Origin of the sequence: Streptomyces sp. NPDC085927, from assembly GCF_044540975.1 — a bacterium.
Lineage (GTDB): Bacteria > Actinomycetota > Actinomycetes > Streptomycetales > Streptomycetaceae > Streptomyces > Streptomyces hirsutus.
The window spans coordinates 80,152-106,764 of the sequence record NZ_JBITSN010000004.1 but is presented as its reverse complement, the minus strand read 5'-3'; the positions used below and the strand labels follow the sequence as shown (position 1 = coordinate 106,764).

Sequence of the window (26,613 nt, the reverse complement as noted above, 5' to 3'; positions counted from 1 at the left end):
GCGCGCCGTTTTCCTCAGGCCCGCGTCGAGTTGTTCACTTGGGGTTTGCGTGCGAGCCGCGCCGCCCGAGTACTTGTGGCAGCGCACACCGGCCGGTTCTCCCCCTCTGGAGGCGCATTCATGTCACCCCGTTCGCTCCCCGGCCGCCGCGCCGTCCTGCGCGGCTCGCTCGCGGCCTCGGCGGCCCTGGCCCTGCCCGCCGCCGTCGGGTCGGCGCCCGCCTTCGCCCGGTCCGGGCGTCCGGAGGCGAAGTGGGGTGTGCAGACGGGTGACGTGACGCACGACTCCGGGCTGGTGTGGGTGCGCTCCGACCGCCCGGCCCGGATGATCGTCGAGACGTCGGCGACCGAGTCGTTCCGCCGCACGCAGAGCCGGCACGGCCCGCTGCTCGGCCCCGGCACGGACTTCACGGGAACCACCCGGCTGCGCGGACTGCCGGCGGGCGAGCAGATCCACTACCGGGTGCGGCTCACCGACCCGGACGACCCGCGCCGCTCGGGCGAGCCGGTCACCGGTACGTTCCGGACGGTGCCCGCGCGGCGGCGCGAGGGTGTGCGGTTCGTGTGGTCGGGCGACCTGGCGGGGCAGGGCTGGGGCATCAACCCCGACTTCGGCGGCTACCGGATCTTCGAGGCGATGGCCCGGACCGATCCCGACTTCTTCCTGTTCAGCGGCGACACCGTCTACGCCGACGGGCCCGTCCCGGCGACCGCCGCGCTGCCGGACGGCGGTGTCTGGCGGAACATCACCACGGAGGAGAAGTCCAAGGTCGCCGAGACCCTGGCCGAGTTCCGCGGCAACTTCCGGTACAACCTGCTCGACGAGCACTTCCGCCGGTTCAACGCCCGGGTGCCGTCGATCGTGCAGTGGGACGACCACGAGGTGCGCAACAACTGGTACCCGGGCCAGCGGATCGCGGACACCGACGGCCGGTACACGGAGAAGAACGTCGACGTACTGGCGGCACGGGCGCGGCGCGCGTTCAGCGAGTACTTCCCGATGTCCACGCTGCGGCCGGGCGGTCGCGAGGGCCGGGTCCACCGGGTGCTGCGGCAGGGGCCGCTGCTGGACGTGTTCGTACTGGACATGCGGACGTACCGCAACGCCAACTCCACCGGTGACCAGACCGTGGACCCGCAGGGGATCCTCGGGCGCGAGCAACTGGAGTGGCTCAAGCGGGAACTGGCACGGTCGCGGGCGGTGTGGAAGGTGATCGCCGCGGACATGCCGCTCGGCCTGATCGTGTCCGACACCAGCGAGGGTGCCCAGCACGTCGAGGCGGTGGCCCAGGGCGATCCGGGCGCGCCGCTGGGGCGCGAGCTGCAGATCGCCGAGCTGCTGCGGTTCATCAAGCACCGGCGGATCACCGGCACGGTGTGGCTGACGGCCGACGTGCACCACACCTCGGCCCAGCACTACCAGCCCGCGCGGGCCGCGTTCGGCGACTTCGAGCCGTTCTGGGAGTTCGTCTCCGGGCCGTTGAACGCGGGCGCCTTCCCGGCGAGCACGCTCGACGGCACCTTCGGCCCGGAGCGGGTGTTCGTGAAGGCGCCGGCCGCGGCGAACGTCTCGCCCGCCGGCGGCTACCAGTTCTTCGGCGAGGTCGACATCGACGGCGGCAGCGGGGAACTGACCGTACGGCTGCGGGAGCAGGACGGCACCGTGCTGTACACGAAGCGGTTGCGGCCGGGCCTGGTCGGCCAGTAGCCGGTCGACGGACAACTCGCCGACCGGCAGGGCGACAAAAGGATCATAGGTACCATAAGAACTCTTTACTCGTCAGCCATGGCGCGTTAGTGATCACGAAACACATTTCCTTCACAGTGGCTGCATGAGCCGAGACATGCCGGACGAGACGCGTGACCGCCAGGGCCGTTCCCCACAGGGGCAGTCGAGAGGCGGACCGACCGCACGGTTCACGGCGGCGCTCCACAGTTGGCGGGCACGCCGCCACGGTCACGCGCCTCCCGCCTCCGATACAGGCGGCGGCCGGCCCCCGGCCGCCGCGTCGTGGGACGGGCTGCCGGCCGCGTCCGCCGGCGGGGCCGTGCGCAGCGCCCCGGCGGAGAGCTCCCTGTGGCGGATGCGGACGACGGTGCGGGACGAACCGGGCGCGCTGGCCGCGCTGTGCACGGCACTGGCCGGGAAGGGCGTCGACATCCTGAGCCTGCAGACGCACCCGCTGGGCACGGCCACGGTCGACGAGTTCCTGCTGCGGGCCCCCGCCGACCTGGCCGGCACCGGTCTCACGGCGGCGGTGTCGGGCGCCGGTGGCACCGACACCTGGATCGAGCGGGCCGACGCCCACGACCTGGTGGACGCGCCGACCCGGGTGCTGGGCCTCGCCACGCGTACGGCACTGGACGCGGCTGAGCTCCCCCTGGCACTCCGGCAGTTGCTGGGACGGTGCACGATCCGTTCGCTGCCCGCCGCGCCGGGTGCCGGCCGGCGGGCGCCGGAGGATGTGCCGGCCGAGGGGACCCTGGAGGACACCGTGATGCGGCTGCGCGCCCCCGAGGGCGGTGTGATCACCGTGGAGCGGCCGTATCTGCCCTTCACGCCCACCGAGTTCGCCCGGGCCAGGGCCCTGGTGGAGCTGGACACCCGGCTCGGCCCCCGGGTGCCCCGCGGCCAGGACGTCCTCACGCTGCCCGAGGGCAGCGACATCACGGTGCGCCGGGCGGACACCGGTGACCTGGAGGCGGCGCGGGCGATGCACGAGCGGTGCTCGCCCGAGACCCTGCGCCTGCGTTACCACGGGCCGGTCGGCGACGTGGACCGCTACCTGAACCACCTGCTCAGTCCGCGCTTCGGCCGCACGCTCGCCGTGCGGACGGCGTCGGGGCGCGTCGTCGGCCTCGGCCATCTGCTGTGGGACGGCGACGAGACCGAGGTGGCTCTGCTCGTCGAGGACGCCTGGCAGCGCCGGGGCATCGGCGGCGAGCTCCTCGCCCGGCTGGTGGCGATGGCCGGCGAGGCGGGCTGCGCCCACGTCTACGCCGTGACGCAGGCGTCCAACACCGGCATGGTCGCCGCGATGCGCGGCCTGGAGCTCCCCCTCGACTACCAGATCGAGGAGGGCACCCTGGTCATCACCGCCCGCCTGGACCAGCGGCCGGCCCGCCGCGTGCGGGAGGGGCACGGCGAGCAGCAGCAGGGCGGCTCCCGGATCGGCCGCCGGTCGTAGGCCGTCGCACCGCGAAAAGCCGGCGGAGCGGCCCGGCCGCCCCGTCCGGTCAGCCCAGCGCCCCGTCCAGATCGGCCCACAGGTCGTCGACGTCCTCCAGGCCGACGGAGAGCCGCAGCAGCCGGTCGTCGACTCCCGCGGCCCTGCGGTCGCCGGCGTCGACGATGCGGTGGCTGATGGACGCCGGGTGCTGGATGAGGGAGTCCACGCTGCCGAGGCTCACCGCCGGGGTGATCAGCCGTACGCCGCCGATCACCTCGTGCGGGTCCCCGTGCACCTCGAAGGAGACCATCGCCCCGCCGATGCGCGGGTAGTGCACCCGGGCCACCCGTGGGTCGGCGGTCAGTCTGCGGGCGAGTTCGGCGGCGCTCGCCGAGGCCGCCCGGACCCGTACCGGCAGCGTCGACAGCCCCCGCAGCAGCAGGTAGCCGGCCAGCGGATGCAGTACGCCACCGGTGGCGAACCGTATCTGCCGCAGCCGCCCCGCGAGTTCCTCGTCGCAGGCCACCACGCCGGCCAGGACGTCCCCGTGCCCGCCGAGGTACTTGGTGGCGCTGTGCAGCACCAGTCGCGCCCCGTGCTCGGCCGGACGCTGGAGGACGGGCGTGGCGAAGGTGTTGTCGACGAGCAGCGGCACGGAGCCGCAGTCCCGGGCGAGCGCCCGCAGATCGACCTCGGCCAGGGTCGGGTTGGCCGGTGACTCCACCAGCACCAGACCGGTGTCGGGACGCAGTGCGTCGGCGGCCCCCGCCGGGTCGGTCCACGTCACCTCGGAGCCGAGCAGCCCGGCGGTCAGCAGGTGGTCGCTGCATCCGTACAGGGGGCGTACGGCGACGACGTGGCGCAGGCCCGTGGAGCCGCGCGCCAGCAGGACGGCGCTGAGCGCGGCCATGCCGCTGGCGAAGGCGACGGCGGTCTCCGTGCCCTCCAGGCGGGCCAGGGCGGTCTCGAAGCGGGCGACGGTCGGGTTGCCGAGCCGGCCGTAGACGGGCGGGCCCTCCGGTTCCGCGCCGGTGGCGGCGAAGGCGTCGATCCGGGCGGCCTCACCGCGGCTGTCGTAGGCGGGGTAGGTGGTGGACAGGTCGATCGGCGGGGCGTGCAGTCCCTGCCGGGCCAGGTCGTCCCGGCCGGCGTGCACGGCCTCGGTGTCGAGTGCTCTCGTGGTGCTGCGCGTGCCCATGCGTACGTCCATGCCCCGAAGGGTGAACACCGGCCGGGCTGCGGGGGCCGGTCTCCGTGTTACGTTCGGCCGGTGGCCGATTCTGTCGTACTGGATCCGGTGGACCTTCATCTGCTGCGGCTGTTGCAGAACGACGCCCGGACGACGTACCGGGACCTCGCCGCGCAGGTGGGGGTCGCGCCGTCGACCTGTCTGGACCGGGTGGCCCGGCTGCGGCGCTCCGGCGTGATCCTCGGGCACCGGCTGAAGCTGGACCCGGCCAAGCTGGGGCGAGGACTCCAGGCGCTGCTGTCGGTTCAGGTCAGGCCGCACCGGCGGGAGCTGGTGGGGCCGTTCGTGGAGCGGATCCGGGCGCTGCCGGAGTCGCTGACCGTCTTCCATCTGACCGGACCGGACGACTATCTGATCCATGTCGCGGTCGCGGACATGGCGGATCTGCAACGGCTGGTGCTGGACGAGTTCACGTCGCGGCGGGAGGTGGCACGCGTGGAGACGCGGCTGATCTTCCAGCAGTGGGACTGCGGTCCGCTGCTGCCCTCTTCGCCCTCGGCTCAATCCGGGTGACGTCCGGCGGGCCGCGTACCAGGATGGTCGCCATGTCTGAGACCAACAGCCCGCTGCCCCGCGAGGTCGCCGACGCCTACGTCGACGATCTCATCGCCCTCGACCCGGTCACCGGTACGTATCTTGGCGTGCAGGAGAGTTACCGCCGCCTGCCCGACCTCTCCCCCGCGGGCCAGGCCGCGCTCGCGGAGCTTCAGCGGGCCACGCTCGCCCGGCTCGACGAGGCCGAGGCCGGGCCCGGCGCGGACAGCGACATCGAGCGCCGCTGCGCCCGGCTGCTGCGGGAGCGGCTCACCGCGGAGCTCGCCGTGCACGAGGCCGACGAGGGTCTGCGTTCGGTCGGCAACCTGGGCACCGCCGCCCACTCGGTGCGTGAGGTGTTCACCGTGACGCCGACGCGGACCGAGGAGGACTGGGCCGCGGTCGCCGAGCGGCTGCGCGCGGTACCGGCCGCGCTGGCGGGCTACCGGGAGTCCCTCGCGCTCGGCCTGGAGCGCAAGCTGTACGCGGCGCCGCGGCCGACCGCCACGTTCGTCGAGCAGCTCACCGAATGGGCGGACACCGGCGAGGGCCGGGGCTGGTTCGAGGACTTCGCCTCGCCGGGTCCGGACGCGCTGCGCGCGGAGCTGGACGAGGCGGCGCGTTCCGCGACCGCGGCCGTGGTGGAGCTGCGGGACTGGGTGCGCGACGTGTACGCGCCGGCGATCGAGGGCGCCCCCGACACCGTGGGCCGGGAACGCTACGCCCGCTGGTCCCGCTACTACAACGGCACCGACCTCGACCTGGACGAGGCGTACGCCTACGGCTGGGCCGAGTACCACCGGCTGCTGGGCGAGATGAAGAAGGAGGCCGAGAGGGTCCTGCCGGGTGCCGGCACGCCGTGGGTGGCGCTGGCGCACCTCGACGAGCACGGCCGGCACATCGAGGGCGTCGACGAGGTCCGTGACTGGCTGCAGGGCCTGATGGACAAGGCGATCGACTCGCTCGACGGCACCCACTTCGAACTCGCCGAGCGGGTACGGAAGGTGGAGTCGCGGATCGCCCCGCCGGGCAGCGCGGCGGCGCCGTACTACACGTCTCCGTCGGAGGACTTCTCCCGGCCCGGCCGTACCTGGCTGCCGACCATGGGACTGACCCGCTTCCCGGTCTACGACCTGGTGTCGACCTGGTACCACGAGGGCGTCCCCGGCCATCACCTCCAGCTGGCGCAGTGGGCGCACGTCGCCGAGGACCTGTCCCGCTACCAGGCCTCCGTCGGCATGGTCAGCGCCAACGCGGAGGGCTGGGCGCTGTACGCGGAGCGGCTGATGGACGAACTCGGCTTCCTCGCGGACGCGGAGGAACGGCTCGGCTACCTGGACGCGCAGATGATGCGGGCCGCCCGGGTGATCGTGGACATCGGCATGCACCTGGAACTCGAGATTCCGGCGGACTCGCCGTTCCATCCGGGCGAGCGCTGGACGCCGGAACTGGCCGAGGAGTTCTTCGGGGCGCACAGCAGCCGTCCCGCGGACTTCGTGGAGAGCGAGATGACCCGCTATCTGACGATTCCCGGGCAGGCCATCGGCTACAAGCTCGGCGAGCGGGCCTGGCTGCTGGGCCGGGAGAACGCCCGCAAGCGGCACGGCGACGCCTTCGACCTCAAGGCGTGGCACATGGCGGCGCTGTCCCAGGGCTCGCTGGGCCTGGACGACCTGGTGGACGAGCTGTCGGCGCTGTGAGCCGGGCCGTCGGCGGCCGGCGCCGGGACGGCTCCGCCGGCGTCAGCGCCGGAAGCCTCCCTCGGAGTCGATGACCTGACCGGTGACCCAGTCCGCCTCGTCCGTGGCCAACCACGCGATGAGGCGGGCAGGGTCGTCGGGCATCCCCCACCGCCCGCCGGGAAAGCGCGCGGCGACGGCCTCGTGGGCCTCTCCGGTGAGGTAACCGGTGTCCACCGGGCCGGGGTTGACGGTGTTCACCGTGACGGCGTGCTGGGCCAGCGTGGTCGCCAGGGAGCGGGTGATCGAGGCGAGCGCGCCCTTCTGGAGGGCGTAGGCGATCTCGCCCGGCATCCCGCCGGCGATGTCCTGTCCGGACGTCATCATCATCACGCGCCCGCCCGGGGTGCACGGGGGCAGAGCGGCCCGGTGCCGGGCATGGGCCCGGACGAGCAGGATCACCGAGCGTGTGTCGACGGCCCAGTGGGCGTCGAGCATCGCGGTGTCGATCGTGTCGAGAGTGCCGTCACCGCCGCTGAGGGCGTGGTTGGCGACGAGGATGTCGAGCCGTCCGCCGAGTGCGGTGGTGGCCCGGTCGAACAGTTCGGCGGGCACGGACGGGTCGGAGAGGTCACCCGGCCCGGACATCACCCGCGCCGAGGGGTCGCCGAGAGCTTCCCGCACGGAGGCGGCCACGTCCTCGGGGCGGTCCGCGCCCCAGGGCATCGCCGCGTCGTGCGGCACGTGGTGGTGCAGGTAGACGCTCGCTCCGTGGGCGGCGAGACGCCGGGCGACCGCGTGTCCGATGCCCTCGCGCCGGCTGGCCCCGGTGACCAGCGCGGTCCGGCCTCGCAGGGGCAGGGGGTCACGGCGGAGTGCTTCGGGTGCGGGGTGCGGAAGTGGGGGCATGGTCAGCCATGATGGCGGGGCGGAGGTCCCGGCGCACGCCGATATCGCGGCCCCGCCCCCACCGTGACGCCGACCGCCCGGCTGCCCGCGTCCGGCCGTCGCTCACGTTTCCACGTCCACCCCGCCCGCCCCCCACTCGACCCGGCTGCGCTCGGCTCAGCCCACGCCGTGTATCCGTACCGTCGAACCCGAGCGGCCCTTCACCACCGCGAGTTGGGCGTGGATGCGCCGCCGCAGGTCGGGGACGTGGCTGACGATTCCCACGCTGCGGTCGCGTTCCCGCAGGGAGTCCAGGACGTCCAGCACCTCGTCGAGGGTCTGGTCGTCGAGGCTGCCGAAGCCCTCGTCGATGAAGAGGGTGTCCAGCCGGACCCCGCCGGCCTCGTCGGTGACGACGTCGGCGAGACCGAGGGCGAGGGCGAGCGAGGCGAAGAAGGTCTCGCCGCCCGAGAGGGTCGCGGTGTCCCGCTCCCGGCCGGTCCACGCGTCCACGACGTGCAGCCCGAGGCCGCTGCGGCCGCGCCCGGTGCGGTCGTCGGAGTGCACCAGGGTGTAGCGGCCGGACGACATGCGGTGCAGGCGTGCGGTCGCCGCGGCGGCGACCTGTTCCAGGCGGGCGGCCAGGACGTAGGACTCCAGGCGCATCCTGCGTTCGTTGGCGGCCGAGGTGCCGGCGGTGAGGCCCGCCATGCGGGCCACCCGGTCGTACTCGTCGCGCAGCGGTGCCAGCCGGCGCGCCGAGGCGGTGGCCCGCGCGGAGAGCCGGTCGAGTTCGGCGCAGCGGCGGGCGGCGGCGTCGCGCGCGGAGGCCGCCTCCCGCACTCTGCGGTCCGCGTCCTCGGCGGTGCGCTGCGCGGCGGCGAGGTCGGCGGGGGGCTGCTGGGCGGCGGCCTCGGTGCCGGGCTCGGTGAGCACCGCGCGTACGGCGGCCTCCTCCTGCTGCCAGGCGTCCAGCCGGTGCCGCAGTGCGCGGCCGGTGGCCGCGTCGAGCAGTGCCTCGGCCGCCTCCCCCGGGGTGTCGAAGCCGGCTTTGAAGGCGGCGTCCGCGAGCCTGGCGTCGGCGTGCTTGAGCCGCTGCGCGGTGCCCTCGGCGAGCCGGACGGCGTCGGCGGCGTCGGCGAACCGCTCGGCGTCGCGCTCCAGTTGGGCGGCGCGTGCGGCCACGCTGTCCGCGGCGCCCCGCGCCTTGGCCAACTCCTCCTCCAGTGCGGCCTGTTCCTGGTCGAGGCGCTCGCGGACACCCGTCCGCGCGGCGGTCCGGACCGCCGCCTCGCGCTGCGCGGTCAGCCGCCGCTCGTGCTCGTGCTCCGCCTGCCTCAGCTGCTCCTGCGCGGAGTGCAGTACGGAGGCCGCGTCCCGGGCTCGTGCGTACTGCCCTTCCAACTCCTCCACCTCGTGGGCGAGTCGGTCGGTCGGTGTGTCCCCCGCCTCCGCTCCGGCTGCGGCCAGTGCCTCGCGGACGACGCCTAGGCGCCGTTCGCGGTCGGCACGGCGTTCCTCGGCGCTCTGGTGGGCGGCGAGGGCGCGTTCCTCCGTCTCGCGGTCGACATGGCCGGCGTCCTTGCGGGCGGGGGCGGGGTGTTCGACGGCGCCGCAGACCGTGCAGGGTGTGCCGTCGGTGAGGTTCGCGGCGAGTTCGGCGGCGATGCCGGCCAGTCGCTGTTCCTTGAGGTCGAGCCAGTGCTGCTTGGCCGCGAGTGCCCGTTCCTGGGCCGTGCGGGCCTGCTCGGCGGCGCGGTCGGTGTCCCCGGCCAGCCGGTCCCGCAGCCGTGCGGCGTTCAGCCGCTTGTGCGCGGGGTCGCGCTGCACCGCGAGTTCACCGGCCCTGGTCGCGGCCTCCTGCGCGGACTCGATGCGTGCCTGGAGTCCGCTCCGGGTCTCCTCCCATCCGGTGAGCCAGGCGTCCGACTCGTCCAGCACGTCGTCGTCGGCGCGCTCCTGGCGGTCCAGGCCGACCCGTTCGTCGAGGAGTTCGGCGAGCCGTCGCTCGGCGCGGCGGGCCGACTCGAGGCCGCCCAGTTCCTCGGCGGCCCGGCGCGCGGCGGCCGTGAGCCCGGCCGCGCCCGCCTCCTGGTGCCCCTCGGGGAGCGAGGCACGCGCGCGCGTCTCGGCGTCGGCCGCCTCCCGGTGTTCGGCGTCGGCGGACTCCCGCAGTTCCAGCGCGGGGGCGACCGCCTCGGCCCTGCGGGAGCGGTCCAGGAGCGTCTGCGCCTCCTGCCGGGCGCCGGCCTCCTGCGCCAGCCGCGCCGCGCGCTCCCGCGCCCCGGCGAACCGCCGTTGCAGCCGGTCCCGTTCGCGTACGTCGTCCAGTGACCGGTCGGCGGCGGCCTGCGCGGATTCGGCGGCGGCGAGACGGCACCGGGCCACGGTGAGCTGTTCGCGGGCGGTGCTGCGGGCGACGGCGGCCGCGGTCAGCACGTTCTCGGCCAGTCCCGGTTCGCCCGGCGCCAGGTCGTCCAGCCGCATCGCCTCGCCCGCGGCCTGCTGCATCCGGTGCGCGTCGGCGAGCAGGTCCGCGTCGCCGTCCCGCACCCGGGACTCGGTGGCGCGGCGGCGCTCCGCGAGGTGTTTCTCCACGTCGGCGAAGCGGCGGGTGTCGAAGAGCCGGCCGAGCAGCTTGCCGCGCGCCTCGGCGTCGGCGCGCAGGAACCGTGCGAAGTCGCCCTGGGGCAGGAGGACGACCTGGCAGAACTGCTCCCGGCTCATGCCGAGGAGTTGGGTGATCTCCTCGCCGATCTCCTGGTGGGAGCGGCTGAGGTCCTTCCATGACCGGGCCGCCGGGTCGTACTCGCGCAGCCAGGTCTGTGGCTTGTCGAGGGTGGTGCCGGTGCCGCGCTTCTTCGGGCGCTGCCAGGGCGGTTGCCGGGTGACCTCGAGCCGGCGTCCGGCGACGGTGAGGTCGAGGGTGACCTCGGTGCGGACGGCGGGGGCGGCGTGGTCGCTGCGCAGCGTCATGCCCTGCCCGCTCTGCCGGGCGCCGGGGACGGATCCGTACAGGGCGTAGCAGACCGCGTCGAGTATGGAGGTCTTGCCGGCGCCGGTGGGGCCGTGCAGCAGGAAGAGGCCCGCGGCGGACAGTTCGTCGAAGTCGACGGTGAGCGAGCCGCCGAAGGGCCCGAAGGCGGTGAGGGCGAGCCGGTGCAGTCTCACCGCGCCACCTCCCGTACGGCCTCGTCGGCGCGGACCGCGTCGATGGCGTCCCGCAGGACGGCCCGCTCCCGCTCGTCGGGGCCGGCGCCGCGCACGTGGGCCACGAAGTCCTCCGCGATCTGCTGGTCGTCGCGGCCGGCGAGGCGGTGGGCGTAGGACATCGCGGGGTCGCCGGGCGCGCGTTCGGGTTCGAAGACGAGGCTGAGGGTGTGCGGGAAGCGTTCGGTGAGCCGGGCCATGGGGTCGGCCGGGCGGACCGGGTCGGTGAGGGTGGCCTCGACCCACGCCTCGCGGTGCGGCTCGAGCCCGGGGTCGGCGAGCAACTCCTCCAGGGGGCCGCGGATCCGGGCGAGGGCGCGCGGCACCGGGCAGTCGATCCGCTCGGCGGTGACGCCGCCGTCGGCGGCCAGGTCGACGAGCCACATGCTCTTGCGGTGGTCCGCCTCGGAGAAGGAGTACGGGAGGGGGGAGCCGGAGTAGCGCACGCGCTCGGTGAGGGTCTGGCAGCCGTGCAGATGCCCGAGCGCCACGTAGTCGACACCGTCGAACACTCCGGCGGGTACGGCGGAGACCCCGCCGACGGTGATGTCCCGCTCGCTGTCGCTCGGTGTGCCGCCGGTGACGAAGGCGTGCGCGAGGACGACCGAGCGGGTGCCGCGCGGGCGGGCGGCGAGGTCGGCGCGGACCCGGTCCATGGCGGCGGCGAGCACTGCCTCGTGGCCCGCCTTCTCCACCCCGAACTCGTCCTTGACCAGGGCCGGTTCCAGATAGGGCAGTCCGTAGAAGGCGACGTCCCCGTGGCTGTCGGACAGCATCACGGGGGTGCCGCTCGCCGCGGGGGCGGTCCGCAGGTGGATGCCCGCGCGCCCGATGAGTCCGGCGCCGACGCCGAGGCGGCGGGCCGAGTCGTGGTTGCCGGAGATCATCACCGTCGGCACGCCCAGGCCGGCGAGGCGGTGCAGGGCGTCGTCGAACAGCTCCACCGCGGCGAGCGGCGGCACGGCCCGGTCGTACACGTCTCCCGACACGACCACCGCGTCGACGGCGTGCTCGCGCACGGTCGCCACGAGGTGGCCGATGAACTCGGCCTGGGCACCGAGCATGCCGACCCGGTGGAACGCCCGGCCGAGGTGCCAGTCGGAAGTGTGCAGCAGTCTCATGACCCCCGAGAGTAACGGCCGGGTCCGACAGCACGGCCGGAAACTCCTGTATCGCCCCGTCATGACCGAAGCCGCTTACGCCCGTTCTGCACGAGAAGCAACCGATATGACGTCATGAGTCGATGAGGCGCGCGGTTCACGCGGCCGGGGTCACACGTCGCCGTACGTCTCGCCGCCCGGTTCGAAGCGGGCGGTCCCGGCGGTCGCGTCCGCGAGCCAGGACCGGAAGGCGTCCACGTCGGCGTCCGGGAGGGCGATCCCGATCGTGACCTCCTCGTCGTAGCGCACGTCCCGCACCTCGCGCCCCGTGGAGCGCAGGTCGTTCTGGACCTTGCCGGCCCGCTGGTGGTCGACGGTCACCGTGGCCAGCCGGAACCGGCGCCGGGTGAGCGTGCCGACGGTGTCCAGCGCCTCGCCGACGGCCCCGCCGTACGCGCGGATGAGCCCGCCGGCGCCGAGTTTGACCCCGCCGTAGTAGCGGGTGACGACGGCGACGACGTACCGCATGTCGCGGCGCAGCAGCATCTGGAGCATGGGGACGCCCGCGGTGCCGCCGGGTTCGCCGTCGTCGCTGGCCTTCTGGACGGAGGCGTCCGCGCCGATGACGTACGCCCAGCAGTTGTGGGTGGCGTCGGCGTGCTCCTTGCGGACGGCGGCGACGAACTCCTGCGCCTCCTGCTCGGTGGCCGCCGGGGCGAGCGCGCACAGGAAGCGTGAGCGGTTGATCTCGGTCTCGTGCACACCCGCGCGGGCGACGGTGCGGTACTCGTCCTGCATCCGGCCAGCCTATGCGCAGCCGTCCGGGCGGGCCGCCCCGGCCGGGGGCGGGCGGAAAGCGGCTACCGCGCGGGGCCCCGGGGCACGGTCATCGCGGTCAGCAGGGCGGTGCCGGGGGCGAGGTCCGGCCATGCGGTGCCGCGCCAGGACAGCACGGCGACCGCCGAGGTCGGGAACTTCGTGCGGACCCGGTCGAGCAGGTCGTCCGCGCCGTCGCCGGCCAGGGTCAGGACGAGATCGGCCAGGCCCGGTTTGTGGCCGACCAGCAGCAGGGTGCCGACGTCGGCGGGCGCCTCGCGCACCACGGCCAGCAGTCCGGGGACCCCGGCCGCGTACAGCCGGGACTCGTACCGGACCGGCGGGGACGTGTCCCACTCCGCCGCCGCCAGTTCCCAGGTCCGGCGGGCGCGTACGGCGGTGGAGCACAGGGTGAGGCCGGGCGGGCCGACGGCGTCGGCGATCGCGCGTCCGGCGGCGGGTGCGTCGCGCTCGCCCCGCGCGGCGAGCGGACGGTCCCGGTCGGGCACGCCCTCGGGCCAGGCGGACTTGGCGTGCCGCAGCACGACCAGCCGACGCAAGGGAGCGGCCTCGCCCCGCCCGGTGGACCCGGTGCGTCCCGCGGGTCCGGGTTCGCCGGGGAGCCCGGTCATGCCGGGGATCCCAGGGCCCGGGTGAGGTCGAGGCCGAGCAGCCGGTCGGCGTAGGCGTACGTCTCGAAGCGGGCGCCGTCCGGCACCTCCGGATCCTGCTCCACCGCGCGGAGCACGCGGAGCACCCCGGCCGCGTCCAGGTCGTCCTCCCAGGCGGTGCGCAGGTCCACGCGCACCGTGTCGGGAATGGGCCGCGAGGGCCGGTGCGCCCAGGCGGCGACCGCGCCGCGCCAGCGCCCGAGGGTGTCCGCGGCCTCGTCCAGGGCGGCCGGATCGAGCCTCAGCGGGCTGCTCCTGGGGTGCGTGAGCAGGGCGAGCCGCAGGACGGCCGGCTCGGTGGGGTGGCTCGGGGCGGTGAGGCCGGCGGGACCGGTGGTGTCGGTGCCGTCCGGTGCGTCGTCACCCAGCCCTTCCTGGTGGACGGGTGCGACGGTGACACGGACTCCGTCGGGTGTCTCGCCTCCCTCGCTCACCACGTGCAGGACCTGGGCCTCCCCCAGCCCGGTGCCGGCGTCCCGGCCGTCCTCGAAGGGCCGTACGCCGAGGGCGGCGCCCGCCGCGCGCAGTTCGGGCAGATCCCGTTCTCCGTCGAGCAGCGCCCACACCGGGGTGCCGCCGAGTTCCAGGGCGCGCACGAGCAGGTCGGCGACGAGCAGCACGCGCAGGTTCGTCGGATCGAACCCGCGCGTGTGGGCCTCGACACGGGTGAGGCCCCGCCGGGCGGGGGTGGCGTCCACGAGTTCGCCGGTCCGGGCGTCGGTGATGCGCAGCACGAGGTGAGCGTAGGCGCACAAGCGGGCCCGCGCAGTCATCTCGCACGCTTTTCGGGAACGCCGTGGCATTGGGCGTACCCGCGGCGCCGGGAATCACCCCGCGCTCCGGTTCGTTGTCCGCAGGACAGCTCCCTCACGACTACGACCCTCCAGGAGGCCCCGGTGTACGGCGACGAGGCAGCGGTCCGCAAGATCCTCACCGGGCTCGGCGACACCTGGGCCGTGGTGGGCCTGTCGTCGAACCGGCAGCGCGCGGCGTACGGCGTCGCCCAGGTGCTGCAGCGCTTCGGCAAGCGGGTGGTGCCGGTGCATCCGAAGGCCGAGACGGTGCACGGCGAGCAGGGGTACGCCTCGCTCGCGGACATCCCCTTCGAGGTGGACGTCGTCGACGTGTTCGTGAACAGCGAACTGGCCGGAGCGGTCGCGGACGAGGCCGTCGCCAAGGGCGCGAAGGCGGTGTGGTTCCAGCTCGACGTCGTCGACGAGGCGGCCTACGAGCGGGCCCGTGCGGCGGGCCTGGCCATGGTGATGGATCGCTGCCCGGCGATCGAGATACCGCGCCTGGGCTAGCTGGGACCGGGCCGGCCGGGGCCGTGCCGGCGACAGGCCTCAGGGCCGGGGCCCCGTGAGGCCTGGGGCACCCCACACCGGGAACCAGCGGGCCAGATCGGCCTCGATGCGCAGGTCCTCCGCGAGGAGCGCCTTGATCTGGAGTTCCAACGCGTTGTCGCGCCGCTCCGTTCCGTCGGGGAGCGGCGCGAAGGGGTAGAAAGTGCCGCGCTTGTAGAGATAGACCAGTGCCAGGGCCCGGTGGTCCGATGTGGCCCGGAACCCGACCAGGGAGCAGAGGAGTTGCGGGCCGAAACCCGCGTCCTGGAGGAGCGTGTTGACGGCGTGCAGATCGTTGACCAGTGAGGCGGTGTCGTCGGCTGTGTGATGGACGAGGAGCCACGTGTACCCGTACGCGTCCTTGGTGTACTCGACGGGTGTGCCGCCCCGGCCGGTGTCGGCGTCGAGCAGTTCCCGTACCTCCTGCTGGAGCCGGTCGAATGCGCCGCCCTCCACGCTCGCGAAGCAGACCGATCCGGTCCCGGTCGGAGTGAACCCCGCCCCCGCCTGCACGGTGATCGCCGCCGAGGGCAGGCTGAAGAGCTGGTCGAGGTCCGGGCGGACCGGCTTGCTGCGGCCGAGGATGGTGTCCAGGAGTCCCATGGCACGGCACCTTCATGGATCGTCAGGCTTGGCCGAGCTGGGCCGAGATCCGGCCGAGCTGGTCGAGGCGCTGTTCGAGGGTGGGGTGGGAGGAGAGCAGCCGACTCAGGCTCTCCTTGGAGGAGAAGGCCGGTGCGAACCAGAAGGCGTTGAACGGCTCTGCCCGGCGAAGATCCTTGGTCGGAATCCTCGCCATCTCGCCGGTCACCTTGGTGAGCGCGGACGCGAGTGCGGACGGACGGCCGGTGAGCAACGCGGCGGAGCGGTCGGCGGACAGTTCGCGGTAGCGGGACAGCAGTCGGGTCAGCAGGAAGCTGATCACGTACACGACGGCACTGACCAGGGGGATCAGGAGTGCCATGAGGGCGGTGGCGCTGTCGCGGCTGGTGCGGCCGAGCCCGGTGTAGAACGCGACGCGGGTCATGACACCGGCCAGCACACCCAGGAACGACGCGATGGTCATCACGGCGACGTCCCGGTGGGCGACGTGCGACAGCTCATGGGCGAGGACGCCCTCCAGCTCCTCCGGTTCCAGGCGCCGGAGCAGACCCGTGGTGACGCATACAAGGGCCGTTCTCTCGTTTCGGCCGGTGGCGAAGGCGTTCGGTAGGTCATTTTCGGCGATCGCCACCCGCGGCTTGGGAATATCGGCGAGGGCACAGACGCGGTCCACGGTGCCGTGCAGCCCGGGAGCCTGCTCGGGGGTGACCTCGCGCGCGCCCATGCTGAAGGCCGCGATCCGGTCACTGAACCAGAACTGCGCGATGAACAGGACGCCCGCGATCAGCAGGATGACGGGCCACGCGTTCTTCAGGAGGGCCAGCAGAACGCCGACGAAGACCACATAGAGCAGCCCGATCAGGAACATCGTCGTCACCATGCGGGTGGTGAGTCCTCGGTCCGAGGCGTACCGCGACTGCGACCGGGTCCTGGGCATCCGGATCACCTCCAGCGGACATGCACTGCCTCACTGCACATCCCTCTCCTGCAAGTGTGCTCCTTGCCCGCACGCCCGGGAGCGGCTTTGGCCCAGCGCGGGTGCGGGTCCCGCCGGGACGGCGGGACCCGCCGCGGAACCTGCCGGGCAGGGTCGAGTTGCACAGCGCGGGTTCCGCTTCGGCGGGGAGCGGCAGTACGGCCTCCCTCACCAGGAGCTGACGGGCAGTCGTCACTGGTCTCACCCACACCCGTTGCCGGTCCGAGCAACCCTGCCCCCTGACCCCTGCCCCCTGACCCCTGTGCACTGACCCCTGAGCACTGAGCACTGAGCGGCACTGGAACGGCACGGGGCGCCCCGCTGATGCCGTCAGTCGTGCGGGGGCCGGTCGCTCAGCCGGTGATCGGCGACGTTGAGCGCCTCGTCCACCAGCCGCCGCAGATGTCCGTCGCGCAGCGAGTAGATCACCCTGCGGCCCTCTTTCCGCGTGCCCACCAGCCCCGCGAGGCGCAGTCGCGCCAGATGCTGGCTGACCGCGGGCCGCGCCGCCCCGCACACCTCCGTGAGCGTGCTGACGTCGGCCTCGCCGCCGGTCAGCGCGTGCAGCAGGGTCAGCCGGGTGCGGTCGCCGAGGAGCGCCAGGAGTTCCGCGGCGAGCGCGAACTGTTCGTCGCCGGGAGTGCGTGGGTGCGCATCGTGCGCAGGTGACAGGTGCATGCGTGCGCTCATACGCACATAATGGCCCCGTGGGCGGCGGCCCGTCCACCTCGCGCACCGGAAGGGGACCACGTGAGCGACCGGCACGAGCACGGCCAGGACCAGGAGTCCGGACACCGGCACGGACACAGCCACGGCCATGAGCAGCCGCCGGGGCACCCCCACGAGCACCCCGGCGCGCCCTCACGCCGCCACGGCCGTCTCCGGCCCGGCCGCCGGCTCCGCCATCTGCTCGCCCCGCACTCCCACGAGACCGCGGACAGACTCGACTCCGCCCTCGAGTCCTCGGCCCGCGGTCTGCGGGCGCTGTGGATCTCCCTGGCGGCACTCGGCGCGACGGCGCTGGCCCAGGCGGTCGTGGTGGCTCTCTCGGGTTCGGTCGCGCTGCTCGGCGACACGGTCCACAACACCGCGGACGCGCTGACCGCCGTACCGCTCGCCATCGCCTTCGTGCTGGGCCGGCGGGCCGCCACCCGCCGCTTCACCTACGGCTACGGCCGGGCCGAGGACCTGGCGGGCATCGCGATCGTCCTGACGATCGCCGCCTCCGCCGTCTTCGCGGGCTGGACGGCGGTGGACCGCCTCCTCGACCCGCGTCCGGTAAACCACGTACCGGCGGTCGCCGTCGCCGCACTCGTCGGGTTCGCGGGCAACGAGTGGGTGGCCCGCTACCGCATCCGGGTCGGCCGGGCCATCGGCTCGGCCGCGCTGGTCGCCGACGGACTGCACGCCCGGACGGACGGGTTCACCTCACTCGCCGTGCTGCTGGGCGCGGGCGGGGCGGCCCTGGGGTGGCAGCTCGCCGACCCGGTCGTGGGGCTGGCGATCACGACGGCGATCGTCCTGGTGCTGCGGGACGCGGCGCGGGAGGTGTTCCGGCGGGTGATGGACGCCGTCGACCCGGCGCTCGTGGACCGGGCCGAACAGGCGCTGCGGCAGGTTCCCGGGGTGCGCGGGGTGGGTGAGCTGCGGCTGCGCTGGATCGGACACCGGCTGCGGGCCGAGGTGGCGGTCGTGGTGGACGGCGGGGCGACCGTGCGGGAGGCCCACCGCATCGCGGTCGACGCCGAGCACGCCCTGCTGCACGCCGTACCCCGGCTGACCGCGGCCCTGGTCCACGCCGACCCGGCACCCGTCCCGGGTGAGCACGACCCGCACCTTCCCCTGGCCCACCACGCGGTGGCATGACCGGTACGGCCGACGCGACCCGGCCGGCGCGCTCCCCGTGAGCGACCGGGGATCAGGCCACTCCCAGCCCTTCCAGCACGACCGCGCCGGGCAGTTCGGCGAAGGCCTTGCCCGGCACCAGGAGTTTGCCCTGTCGGCGCCCACTGCCGACGAGCACGTACGGCAGGTCGACGACGGCGGCGTCCACGAGCACCGGCCAGTCGGCGGGGAGTCCGATCGGGGTGATGCCGCCGTACTCCATGCCGCTCTCCCCCGTCGCCGTGTCCATCGGGGCGAACGACGCCTTGCGGGCGCCGAGTCGGCGGCGCACGACGCCGTTGACGTCGGCCCGGGTGGTGGACAGGACCACGCAGGCGGCGAGGGTGCTCCCACCGCCCCGCTTGCCCGCCACGACCACGCAGTTCGCCGACCGCTCGAGGAGGTCCTGGCCGTAGTGCTCGACGAAGACGGCGGTGTCGGCCCAGCGCGGGTCCGTGTCGACGTAGAGGATCTGCTCGGCGGGGACGCTGCCGCTCCAGGCGCGGACGGCCGCGGCGACCGGCGCGGCGAGTTCGTCGAGGCAGTCGGGGGCCGGGGTGGCGTGGTCGAAGGTGCCGATGGGTGCGCGCATGGCGGCACGGTAACAGCCGGGCGGCGGCCGCCGGCGGGGTGTCCCGGCGCACGGGCGGGACCGGCCTCAGCTCCCGGGCTCCAGCTCGACCAGCCGGTTCGCGCCGTCCCCGGCCGGCCGGCGCGGGCCTTCCTCGTCCAGCTCGGCGAGCCGGGCCACGGCCTCCTCGTCCAGCGCCGACAGCGCCCGCAGCTGCTCCGGTGTGACGCCCTTGGGGATCGGCACCGGCGCCGGCGTGCGCAGCGGCGGCTGCCACCCCTCGTCGGGGGTCCAGCGGCGTACGACCCGGGCCGGGGCGCCCGCGACCACGGCGTGGTCGGGCACCGTGCCCCGCACCACCGCGCCCGCGGCCACCACCACGTTCCGCCCGATCCGCGCGCCCGGGAGGATCACCGCCCCGGTGCCGATCCAGCAGCCGGGGCCGATCTCCACCGGGTCCATCCGCGGCCACTGCTTGCCGATGGGCTCGTGCGGATCGTCGTAGGAGTGATTGGTGGACGTGATGTAGACGTACGGCCCGAAGTAGCAGTCGCTGCCGATCGTGACGGTGGTGTCGGCGATGACATGGCTGCCCCGGCCCAGGACGACGCCGTCGCCGAGGCGGAGGATCGGGTGGGGGCCCAGCTCGAGGCCGGGCATCAGACCGGCGGTCAGGGTGACCTGTTCGCCGATGATGCAGTGGGCGCCGAGGTGGATCCAGGGTTCGCCGAAGACGGTGCCGAGCGGGAAGGCGAGCCTGGTACCCGTGCCCATCGCGCCGAAGCGGAGGCGGCCGGGGTGCTCGGCGGTCACCGAGCCCGTGCGCTGCACCCAGGCCCAGCCCGCGTGGACCGCGCGCTGCGCGAGGCGGCGCGGCCAGGACGAGAACGTGTTCCTGCTTTTCGGCACCCGCTCACCGTAGTCGCCGGGTGTGGCACCCATGCGTCGTACGCCCTGTGATCTTCACCCCACCACTCTGGCGTACGGTGCCTGTCATCACCCGACCAGGAGGCGACGATGACGCACAAGGCGCTGATCACCGGCATCGGCGGCAGGCAACCGCAAGTGGACCCGACCGCCTTCGTGGCACCCACGGCCACGGTGATCGGGGACGTGACGCTGGGGGCGGGCGCGAGCGTCTGGTACGGCGCGGTCCTGCGCGGTGACGTGGAGACGATCTCGGTCGGCGCGAGCAGCAACGTCCAGGACAACTGCACCCTGCACGCCGACCCGGGCTTCCCCGTCACGGTCGGCGAGCGGGTCTCCGTCGGGCACAACGCCGTGGTGCACGGGGCGACGGTCGGGGACGACTGCCTGATCGGCATGGGGGCCACGGTGCTCAACGGCGCGGTGATCGGCGCCGGTTCCCTGGTGGCCGCGCAGGCGCTGGTGCCGCAGGGCATGGAGGTGCCGCCGGGCTCGCTGGTCGCAGGGGTCCCGGCGAAGGTCCGGCGGGAGCTGACCGAGGAGGAGCGCGCGGGGCTGACGCTCAACGGGACGATGTACGCGGAGCTGGCCGAGGCGCACCGCGATGTGCACGGTGCGCCTTAGGACCTGGCGGGGACAGTGGCGGGTGGACCGGGGCGCTCAGGCGTTCCAGCTCCACTCGGCGACCTCGGGCAGGTCGGTGCCGTGGGCCCGGATCCAGTCGTGGTGCCGGGTGCGGGCGTCGGCCATCCGCTGACGTACGGCGGCGGCTCGGACCGCGAGGCCCGGGACGCGGTCGATGACGTCCATGACCAGCCGGTAGCGGTCGAGGTCGTTGCGGACCACCATGTCGAACGGCGTGGTGGTCGTCCCGGACTCCTTGTACCCGCGGACGTGCAGGTTCTCGTGCCCGGTGCGCCGGTAGGCGAGGCGGTGGATCAGCCACGGGTAGCCGTGGTAGGCGAAGATGACGGGCTTGTCGGTGGTGAACAGGCCGTCGTACTCGAAGTCGGTCATGCCGTGCGGGTGTTCCCCGTGGGGCAGCAGCCGGGTGAGGTCGACGACGTTGACGACGCGGACCGCCAGGTCCGGAAGGTGGCGGCGCAGCAGCTGTGCCGCGGCCAGCACCTCCTGGGTGGGCACGTCCCCCGCGCAGCCCAGCACCACGTCGGGCGCGCCGCCGTTCTCGGTGCCGGCCCATTCCCAGACCCCGGCGCCGCGCGCGCAGTGGACGCGGGCCTCGTCCATGGACAGCCAGTCGAAGCAGGGCTGTTTGCCGGCCACGACGACGTTGACGTGGTCGCGGCTACGCAGCGCGTGGTCCGCGACCGACAGCAGGGTGTTGGCGTCCGGCGGCAGGTAGACCCGGACGACCTCGGGGCTCTTGTTGAGCACGTGGTCGACGAAGCCGGGGTCCTGGTGGGAGAAGCCGTTGTGGTCCTGGCGCCACACGTGCGAGGTGAGCAGGTAGTTGAGGGAGGCGATGGGGGCGCGCCAGGGCAGTTCGCGGGAGGTCTTCAGCCACTTGATGTGCTGGTTGACCATCGAGTCGACGATGTGCACGAATGCCTCGTAGCAGGAGAACAGGCCGTGCCGTCCGGTGAGCAGATAGCCCTCGAGCCAGCCCTGGCAGAGGTGTTCGGAGAGGATCTCCATCACCCGGCCGTGCGGGTCGAGGTCCTCGTCGACGTCGAGGGTGCCGGCCTGCCAGGCCTTGCCGCTGACGTCGTAGACGGCCTGCAGCCGGTTGGACGCCGTCTCGTCGGGGCCGACGAGCCGGAAGTCCCGCCGGCCGGCGGTGTCCTTCATGACCTGCCTCAGGAGGTCGCCGAGGACGCGGGTGGGTTCGTGGAGGGTGGTGCCGGGCTTGTCGACGGGGACGGCGAAGTCGTCGAGGTCCGGCATCGGCAGTTCGCGGACGAGCAGCCCTCCGTTGGCGTACGGGGTGGCACCGAGCCTGCGGGCGCCTTCGGGAACACAGGCGAGGACGTCCGCGACGGGCCGGCCCTCGGCGTCGAAGAGCTCCTCGGGCCGGTACGACCGCAGCCAGGCCTCCAACTGGTGCAGGTGCTCCGGATTCTCGCGGACGCCCGGCAGCGGCACCTGGTGGGAGCGCCAGGTGTTCTCGACGGGTACGCCGTCCACTTCGGCCGGACCGGTCCAGCCCTTCGGGGTGCGCAGCACGATCACCGGCCAGGACACCCGTTCGGTCGCGCCGTCCTCACGGGCGGCGCGCTGCGCCGTCGCGATGCGGTCCAGGGCGGTGTCCATGGCGCGGGCCATCGCCCGGTGGACGGTGGCGGGGTCGTCGCCCGCCACATGGACCGGCTCGTGCCCGTAGCCGCGCAGCAGCGCGTCGAGTTCGGCCTCGGGAAGGCGGGACAGGACGGTCGGGTTGGCGATCTTGTAGCCGTTGAGGTGCAGGATCGGCAGGACGGCACCGTCGTGCACCGGGTCGAGGAACTTGTTGGAGTGCCAGGACGCGGCCAGCGGCCCGGTCTCGGCCTCACCGTCGCCGATCACGCAGGCCACCAGCAGACCGGGGTTGTCGAGGGCGGCACCGTAGGCGTGGGCGAGGGAGTAGCCGAGTTCGCCGCCCTCGTGGATCGAGCCCGGGACCTCCGGGGCGACGTGGCTGGGGACGCCGCCGGGGAAGGAGAACTGCCGGAACAGCCGTGCCATGCCCGGGGCGTCCCGGCCGACGTCCGGGTACTTCTCGCCGTAGCTGCCCTCCAGCCAGGAGTTGGCCAGCACGGAGGGGCCGCCGTGGCCGGGCCCCCAGACGCAGAGCGCGTCCAGCCCGCGTGCGCCGATCACCCGGTTCAGGTGGGTGTACACCAGGTTCAGCCCGGGTGAGGTGCCCCAGTGCCCGAGCAGCCTCGGTTTGATGTGCTCGGGCTTGAGGGGCTCGGTGAGCAGGGGGTTCGCCAGCAGGTAGATCTGCCCCGCCGCCAGGTAGTTGGCGGCCCGCCAGTGGGCGTCCAGCGTGCGCAGCTCCTCGTCGGTCGGTGCGGTCCGGGTGTCCTGGTCCTCGGGCATGGCTGGCTCCGTGGGTGATCGACGGGGGGGATCCGGGTGATCGAGGCGATCCGGGGTGCGGGACGAATGGCGGTGGGAAGCACGGGCGGGGTGGCGGGAGAAGCGGGGTGGCGGAAGAAGGGGACTCGCACGGGATCAGGGACGGTGTCAGGGAGGGGGGTACCAGTTTCCGCCCTCCCCATTCCCCCGGGAGGCCGGACGACGGCAGATGGCGCAATCGGAGCACGGGAAACTCCCGTCCTCTCCCCCTCCCGTCCCGCGCCCTTCCTCCGGACGACCGGATCAGTCGTGTGCGACGACCGCGACCGGGGCCGCGGAGTGGTGCAGCACCGCGTGGGTGATCGGCCCGATGCGGATGCCGAACGGGTTGCGGCGGACGCGCCGCCCGACCACGACGAGCGAGGCCTCCCGTGACGCGTCGATGAGCCGGATGGACGGGCTGCCGCCGAAGGACTCCTCCACGACGTCGACGTCCCCGAACTCCGCCCGCCAGGGGCTGAGCGTCTTCGCGAGCGTCGCGGCCTGCTGGTCGGCGACCGCCCGGTACACCTCCGGGGCGGCCGGCAGTCCGTGGACGTAGTAGGGCGGCAGGTTCCAGCCGTGCAGGACGCGCAGCCCGGTGCCCCGCCGGGCGGCCTCGGCGAACGCGAAGCGGATCACCGCGTCGTCGGGCCGGTCGGCGTCCACGCCGAGCAGGACCGGCCGGTAGCGGGTCGCGGCGGACGGGATGCCCGTGGGGTCCGGCTCGTGTTCGTCGGCGGCCTGTTCCCCGGCGCGGACCAGGACGACGGGCCGCTCGGTGCGGGCCACGACGGCGAGGCCGACGGAGCCGACCAGGAATCCGGCGAAGCCGCTCATCCCGCGGGAGCCCAGCACGAGCAGTTCGGCGTCCTTTGCGGCCTTGACCAGCACCTCGTGGGGCCGGCCGGCGACCTGTTCCGCGGTGACCCCGACCCCGGGGTGGCGCAGCCGCAGTCCGGCCGCGGTCTCATCCGGCGTCGTCCCCCGGCCGTCGGCCGGAGACGCCTCCGTCTCGCCGCCCCCGTTCCGCTGCCGACCGGTCTCCGCGCCGGGGAGCGGTGCCCGGGCGGCCGGCTCCGGAAGGGGCTCCCGGACCTCGATCAGCCGGAGCGGCAGACCTCGCAGCTTCGCCTCGCGGGCCGCCCACTCGGCCGCGGCCCGGCTCTCGGCGGAACCGTCGAGGCCGATGATGATGGTGCGGGGCATGCGCGTACCTCCTGCTGTCGGAGCTGCTGTCGGAACTGCCGCCGAAGCTGCTGCCGGATCCGCTGTCGGGACTGCTGTCGCTGCGAACACCTTCAGTATCGGCGGGCCGGGCGGCCGGCCGACATGGGCCACAGGTCCCCGCCCGGGCCGAAGGTCCCGCCCCGGGGCACGGAGCCGGGTCCGGGTGCCGACGGGCCCGCCCCGGCCCGGGGACGCACCGGCGTCACCGGGAAAGGGGACGGGCGCCCTCGATCAGGGCCGTACGGCCCATGGCTCCGGCCGGGGTTCCGCAGGAGGCTGGAACCGCATCGGACCGTCCGGCACATCCATCGGCAGTCCACCCGTTCCGTAAGGGAGGCCCGCAATGTTCGCTCCCCCGTCCCCCAGCATGCCGCGCGCCCTGCCCGCCGAGCACCGGGCGAAGCTCCTGGAGACCGCCCGGGAGGTGTCCTTCCCGCAAGGGGCCCGGCTGTTCGAGGAGGGTGGCCACGCGGACCGGTTCTGGGTCCTGCGTACCGGCACCGTCGAGCTCGACATGCACGTCCCCGGCCGCCGGGCCGCCGTCATCGAGCGTCTCGGGCACAACGAACTCGTCGGCTGGTCCTGGCTGTACAGCCCGCACGTCTGGCATCTGGGCGCGGAGGCGGCCACCCCGGTGCGGGCCTACGAGTTCGACGCCGCGGCGGTCCGCGCTCTGTGCGAGGAGGAACCGGCCCTCGGGCGGGACCTCGCCCAGTGGGTGGGCAATGTGGTCGCCCACCGGCTGCACTCCGCCCGGGTCCGGCTGCTCGACCTGTACGGGCCCTACGGGGCGGGCAGCGGCATCTGAGGCGGACAACCCGGGACCCGTGACCCGGTGCGGCAGACCGCCGCGGGCAGGTGTCAGCCGCCCGGGCGCAGGGTCCAGACGACCGTCATCTCGCCGGTCACGGCGCCGTCCTCGCGCCGGATCTCGATCGACACCGGGAACTCCGGGCGCCGTCCCTCGTCCAGCTCGGCCACGACCTCGGAGGCCGGACGGCCCAGGGTCGCGGTGGCGGTGACGGGGCCCATCGCCAGTTTCCGGTAGGCGATCTCGGCCCGGACCGCGAGCGGCACGGCCCGTGCGAGCTGCTCCCCGAACGCGGCGAGCACGACGGCGCCGCTCGCCGACTCCCCGAGGGTGAACATCGCGCCGGCGTGCGGGCCGCCCACGTGGTTGTGGTAGTCGTCCTGGTCCGGCAGGGACACCACGGCCCGTTCCGCAGTGGTCTCCAGGAACTCGAGGTTGAGGGTCCGGGCCATGGGCACCGTGGCGGCGAGCATCTCGCCGATGGTCATCCGATCGTGGCTCATGACCGCATGTTACTCACGGGTAGGCATCTCTGGCCAGGTAGCGGAGTCGGTGGCCGGTCGTGCGCCGCCACACCCCCGCGCCGCTCCCCCGTACCGTGCGGCCGAAACCGGACCGGCGGAGAGCGACGAGGGGGCGCCGCCGTACGGGAATCCGACGCGGCGCGGCCGCTCCGGGTTGCCCGCGGACCGTTTCCGGCTCCGGGTTGCTACGTCCCCGTCAACGGGCAGTGACCGAATCGTGTCACTGGCCGGGCTAGGGTGACTGACCATGTGGCCAGGAAACCAGCCGCCCGGGGGCGAGCAGAACCCGCAGTCCGACAATCCGTACCAGCAGCCGGGGTACCAACAGCCGAATCCGTACCAGCAGCCCGGCACCCAGCAGCCGAACCCGTACGCGCAGCAGCAGCCGCAGTGGGGGACGCCGGACACTGTGGGCATACCTCAGCCGCCGCAGGGCGGGGGCGGCGGGAAGCAGACGAAGATCGTGGCCGTCGTGGCCGCGGCGGCCGTGGTCGTGGCCGCCGGTGTCACCGGCTTCCTGGTGCTGGGCGGTGACAAGGACGACACCGCCGACAAGAAGGACGCGAAGCCGTCCGTGAGCGCGTCCGAGGAGCCCTCCACGGAGCCGAGCGCCTCCGGTTCCGGCTCCGACGACAACCCGCGGGGCGGTGACGCCGAGAAGGCGACGATCCCGGGCTGGCAGGTCGTCACGAACACGCGCTTCGGCACCAAGTTCGACGTCCCCGCCGACTGGGAGATCGAGAACCCCGGCACCAGCGTGGGCTTCGAATGGGAGGAGAAGGACGGTGAGCTGGACCGCACCACCGTCACCGCCCCCGCCTACCTGAAGTCCAAGTGGTGCACGAGCGACGACGACAAGGACGGCCGCGAGGACGACACCTCCCTCGTCACCGCCGGCACCCGGGGTGAGAACGGCGCCAAGACCACGGACCAGGCCGCGGAGACCCGGGTGCCCTGGTGGATCTACGGCGGCTACACACAGCCCGACAAGAAGAGCGTGAAGACCGAGAAGCCGAAGGCGTACACGACCGCCTCGGGCATCAAGGGCAGCGTCGCCACGGCGTACTCGGAGAACACGCCCCAGAACGGCAAGTGCGACAGCGAGGGCAAGGCGATCGCCTTCGGGTTCAAGAACGGTGCCGGGGACTTCGTCACCTGGAACCTGTACGGCGCCAAGGGCGTCAAGGACGAGATCCCGGAGGAGACCGTGCAGAAGATCCTCAGCACGGTACGCCTCACCGAGGAAGCACCGACCGAGTCGTAGCAGGCAGGAGAGAGCCGAGGGCTCCTCCGGCCGCTTCCCTCCGCCCGGAGGCGGAAGCGGCCGGAGGAGCCCTCGGCGCATGCGGCAACACATTTGGCAAGTCGGCC

General features: G+C 73.6%; 24 protein-coding genes. 9 read left to right on the top strand and 15 right to left on the bottom strand.

Going from position 1 to position 26,613, the window contains the following annotated elements:
• Positions 1-120: 120 nt before the first annotated feature.
• Both ACIF80_RS12330 and ACIF80_RS12325 read left to right on the top strand, forming a co-directional pair.
• Positions 121-1,707 carry an alkaline phosphatase D family protein gene (locus tag ACIF80_RS12330; RefSeq protein ID WP_399802853.1) on the top strand — a complete coding sequence of 529 codons (1,587 nt, stop codon included), beginning with the start codon at positions 121-123 and terminating at the stop codon, positions 1,705-1,707.
• A gap of 124 nt (positions 1,708-1,831) precedes the next feature.
• The gene (locus ACIF80_RS12325; protein ID WP_399802851.1) at positions 1,832-3,187 is read left to right on the top strand and encodes a GNAT family N-acetyltransferase; all 1,356 of its coding nucleotides are present in this window, start codon (positions 1,832-1,834) and stop codon (positions 3,185-3,187) included.
• A gap of 49 nt (positions 3,188-3,236) precedes the next feature.
• Here the strand turns inward: ACIF80_RS12325 and ACIF80_RS12320 are convergent, their stop codons facing one another.
• Complete coding sequence (locus tag ACIF80_RS12320; protein ID WP_399802849.1) at positions 3,237-4,379, bottom strand: trans-sulfuration enzyme family protein; 1,143 nt, start codon at positions 4,377-4,379, stop codon at positions 3,237-3,239.
• A gap of 60 nt (positions 4,380-4,439) precedes the next feature.
• Here ACIF80_RS12320 and ACIF80_RS12315 point away from each other — a divergent pair, with 60 nt between their 5' ends.
• Together ACIF80_RS12315 and ACIF80_RS12310 are read left to right on the top strand one after the other, a co-directional pair.
• A complete protein-coding gene (locus tag ACIF80_RS12315; protein ID WP_055596078.1) occupies positions 4,440-4,931 on the top strand; it encodes an Lrp/AsnC family transcriptional regulator in 492 nt (163 codons plus the stop codon).
• A 32-nt stretch (positions 4,932-4,963) separates the two neighbouring features.
• A complete protein-coding gene (locus ACIF80_RS12310) occupies positions 4,964-6,652 on the top strand; it encodes a DUF885 domain-containing protein (RefSeq protein WP_399802847.1) in 1,689 nt (562 codons plus the stop codon).
• Between the two features lie 42 nt (positions 6,653-6,694).
• On the opposite strand, the gene ACIF80_RS12305 is transcribed toward ACIF80_RS12310, so the two are convergent.
• The 6 genes from ACIF80_RS12305 to ACIF80_RS12280 all read right to left on the bottom strand — a co-directional run bounded on the left by ACIF80_RS12305 (position 6,695) and on the right by ACIF80_RS12280 (position 14,089).
• Complete coding sequence (locus ACIF80_RS12305) at positions 6,695-7,540, bottom strand: SDR family oxidoreductase (protein WP_399802845.1); 846 nt, start codon at positions 7,538-7,540, stop codon at positions 6,695-6,697.
• Positions 7,541-7,696: 156 nt separating this feature from the next.
• Positions 7,697-10,690, bottom strand: coding sequence for an AAA family ATPase (locus ACIF80_RS12300; RefSeq protein WP_399802843.1), 2,994 nt, complete (start codon positions 10,688-10,690; stop codon positions 7,697-7,699).
• Complete coding sequence (locus ACIF80_RS12295) at positions 10,687-11,850, bottom strand: exonuclease SbcCD subunit D (protein WP_399802841.1); 1,164 nt, start codon at positions 11,848-11,850, stop codon at positions 10,687-10,689. Before ACIF80_RS12295 ends, ACIF80_RS12300 begins: the two co-directional genes overlap by 4 nt.
• Positions 11,851-12,000: 150 nt before the next feature.
• On the bottom strand, positions 12,001-12,627 hold the full coding sequence (locus ACIF80_RS12290) for a YigZ family protein (RefSeq protein WP_399802840.1): 627 nt from the start codon (positions 12,625-12,627) through the stop codon (positions 12,001-12,003).
• 62 nt (positions 12,628-12,689) lie between these two features.
• Positions 12,690-13,277, bottom strand: coding sequence for a SixA phosphatase family protein (locus ACIF80_RS12285; protein ID WP_399802838.1), 588 nt, complete (start codon positions 13,275-13,277; stop codon positions 12,690-12,692).
• Entirely contained in the window at positions 13,274-14,089 is an 816-nt protein-coding gene (locus ACIF80_RS12280; RefSeq protein WP_399802836.1) for a hypothetical protein, read from the bottom strand. Before ACIF80_RS12280 ends, ACIF80_RS12285 begins: the two co-directional genes overlap by 4 nt.
• Positions 14,090-14,212: 123 nt before the next feature.
• On the opposite strand from ACIF80_RS12280, the gene ACIF80_RS12275 reads away from it, so the two are divergent.
• On the top strand, positions 14,213-14,620 hold the full coding sequence (locus ACIF80_RS12275) for a CoA-binding protein (protein ID WP_399802833.1): 408 nt from the start codon (positions 14,213-14,215) through the stop codon (positions 14,618-14,620).
• Positions 14,621-14,659: 39 nt separating this feature from the next.
• Here ACIF80_RS12275 and ACIF80_RS12270 read toward each other — a convergent pair whose 3' ends face one another.
• The 3 genes from ACIF80_RS12270 to ACIF80_RS12260 all read right to left on the bottom strand — a co-directional run bounded on the left by ACIF80_RS12270 (position 14,660) and on the right by ACIF80_RS12260 (position 16,928).
• Complete coding sequence (locus ACIF80_RS12270; protein ID WP_399802831.1) at positions 14,660-15,262, bottom strand: hypothetical protein; 603 nt, start codon at positions 15,260-15,262, stop codon at positions 14,660-14,662.
• Positions 15,263-15,284: 22 nt separating this feature from the next.
• Positions 15,285-16,199, bottom strand: a complete 915-nt coding sequence (gene htpX / locus ACIF80_RS12265; RefSeq protein ID WP_399802828.1) for a zinc metalloprotease HtpX — start codon at positions 16,197-16,199, stop codon at positions 15,285-15,287.
• A gap of 369 nt (positions 16,200-16,568) precedes the next feature.
• A complete protein-coding gene (locus ACIF80_RS12260; RefSeq protein ID WP_399802825.1) occupies positions 16,569-16,928 on the bottom strand; it encodes an ArsR/SmtB family transcription factor in 360 nt (119 codons plus the stop codon).
• Positions 16,929-16,988: 60 nt separating this feature from the next.
• Between ACIF80_RS12260 and ACIF80_RS12255 the strand changes: the two genes are divergently transcribed.
• Positions 16,989-18,104 (top strand): cation diffusion facilitator family transporter, encoded by a 1,116-nt coding sequence (locus tag ACIF80_RS12255; RefSeq protein ID WP_399802822.1) that lies wholly within the window; start codon positions 16,989-16,991, stop codon positions 18,102-18,104.
• Between the two features lie 52 nt (positions 18,105-18,156).
• Here the strand turns inward: ACIF80_RS12255 and ACIF80_RS12250 are convergent, their stop codons facing one another.
• Together ACIF80_RS12250 and ACIF80_RS12245 are read right to left on the bottom strand one after the other, a co-directional pair.
• Positions 18,157-18,714 carry a YbaK/EbsC family protein gene (locus ACIF80_RS12250; RefSeq protein WP_399802820.1) on the bottom strand — a complete coding sequence of 186 codons (558 nt, stop codon included), beginning with the start codon at positions 18,712-18,714 and terminating at the stop codon, positions 18,157-18,159.
• A 66-nt stretch (positions 18,715-18,780) separates the two neighbouring features.
• Entirely contained in the window at positions 18,781-19,602 is an 822-nt protein-coding gene (locus ACIF80_RS12245; protein ID WP_399803919.1) for a DapH/DapD/GlmU-related protein, read from the bottom strand.
• 108 nt (positions 19,603-19,710) lie between these two features.
• On the opposite strand from ACIF80_RS12245, the gene ACIF80_RS12240 reads away from it, so the two are divergent.
• A complete protein-coding gene (locus ACIF80_RS12240; RefSeq protein WP_399802817.1) occupies positions 19,711-20,244 on the top strand; it encodes a gamma carbonic anhydrase family protein in 534 nt (177 codons plus the stop codon).
• 36 nt (positions 20,245-20,280) lie between these two features.
• On the opposite strand, the gene ACIF80_RS12235 is transcribed toward ACIF80_RS12240, so the two are convergent.
• Together ACIF80_RS12235 and ACIF80_RS12230 are read right to left on the bottom strand one after the other, a co-directional pair.
• Positions 20,281-22,659, bottom strand: coding sequence for a phosphoketolase (locus tag ACIF80_RS12235; protein ID WP_399802815.1), 2,379 nt, complete (start codon positions 22,657-22,659; stop codon positions 20,281-20,283).
• A 282-nt stretch (positions 22,660-22,941) separates the two neighbouring features.
• The gene (locus tag ACIF80_RS12230) at positions 22,942-23,886 is read right to left on the bottom strand and encodes a universal stress protein (protein ID WP_399802813.1); all 945 of its coding nucleotides are present in this window, start codon (positions 23,884-23,886) and stop codon (positions 22,942-22,944) included.
• A 364-nt stretch (positions 23,887-24,250) separates the two neighbouring features.
• Here ACIF80_RS12230 and ACIF80_RS12225 point away from each other — a divergent pair, with 364 nt between their 5' ends.
• Positions 24,251-24,715, top strand: coding sequence for a Crp/Fnr family transcriptional regulator (locus tag ACIF80_RS12225; RefSeq protein ID WP_399802811.1), 465 nt, complete (start codon positions 24,251-24,253; stop codon positions 24,713-24,715).
• A gap of 53 nt (positions 24,716-24,768) precedes the next feature.
• Here the strand turns inward: ACIF80_RS12225 and ACIF80_RS12220 are convergent, their stop codons facing one another.
• On the bottom strand, positions 24,769-25,206 hold the full coding sequence (locus ACIF80_RS12220; RefSeq protein ID WP_399803916.1) for a DUF4442 domain-containing protein: 438 nt from the start codon (positions 25,204-25,206) through the stop codon (positions 24,769-24,771).
• Between the two features lie 283 nt (positions 25,207-25,489).
• On the opposite strand from ACIF80_RS12220, the gene ACIF80_RS12215 reads away from it, so the two are divergent.
• Positions 25,490-26,506, top strand: a complete 1,017-nt coding sequence (locus ACIF80_RS12215; protein WP_399802809.1) for a hypothetical protein — start codon at positions 25,490-25,492, stop codon at positions 26,504-26,506.
• Positions 26,507-26,613 lie beyond the last annotated feature (107 nt).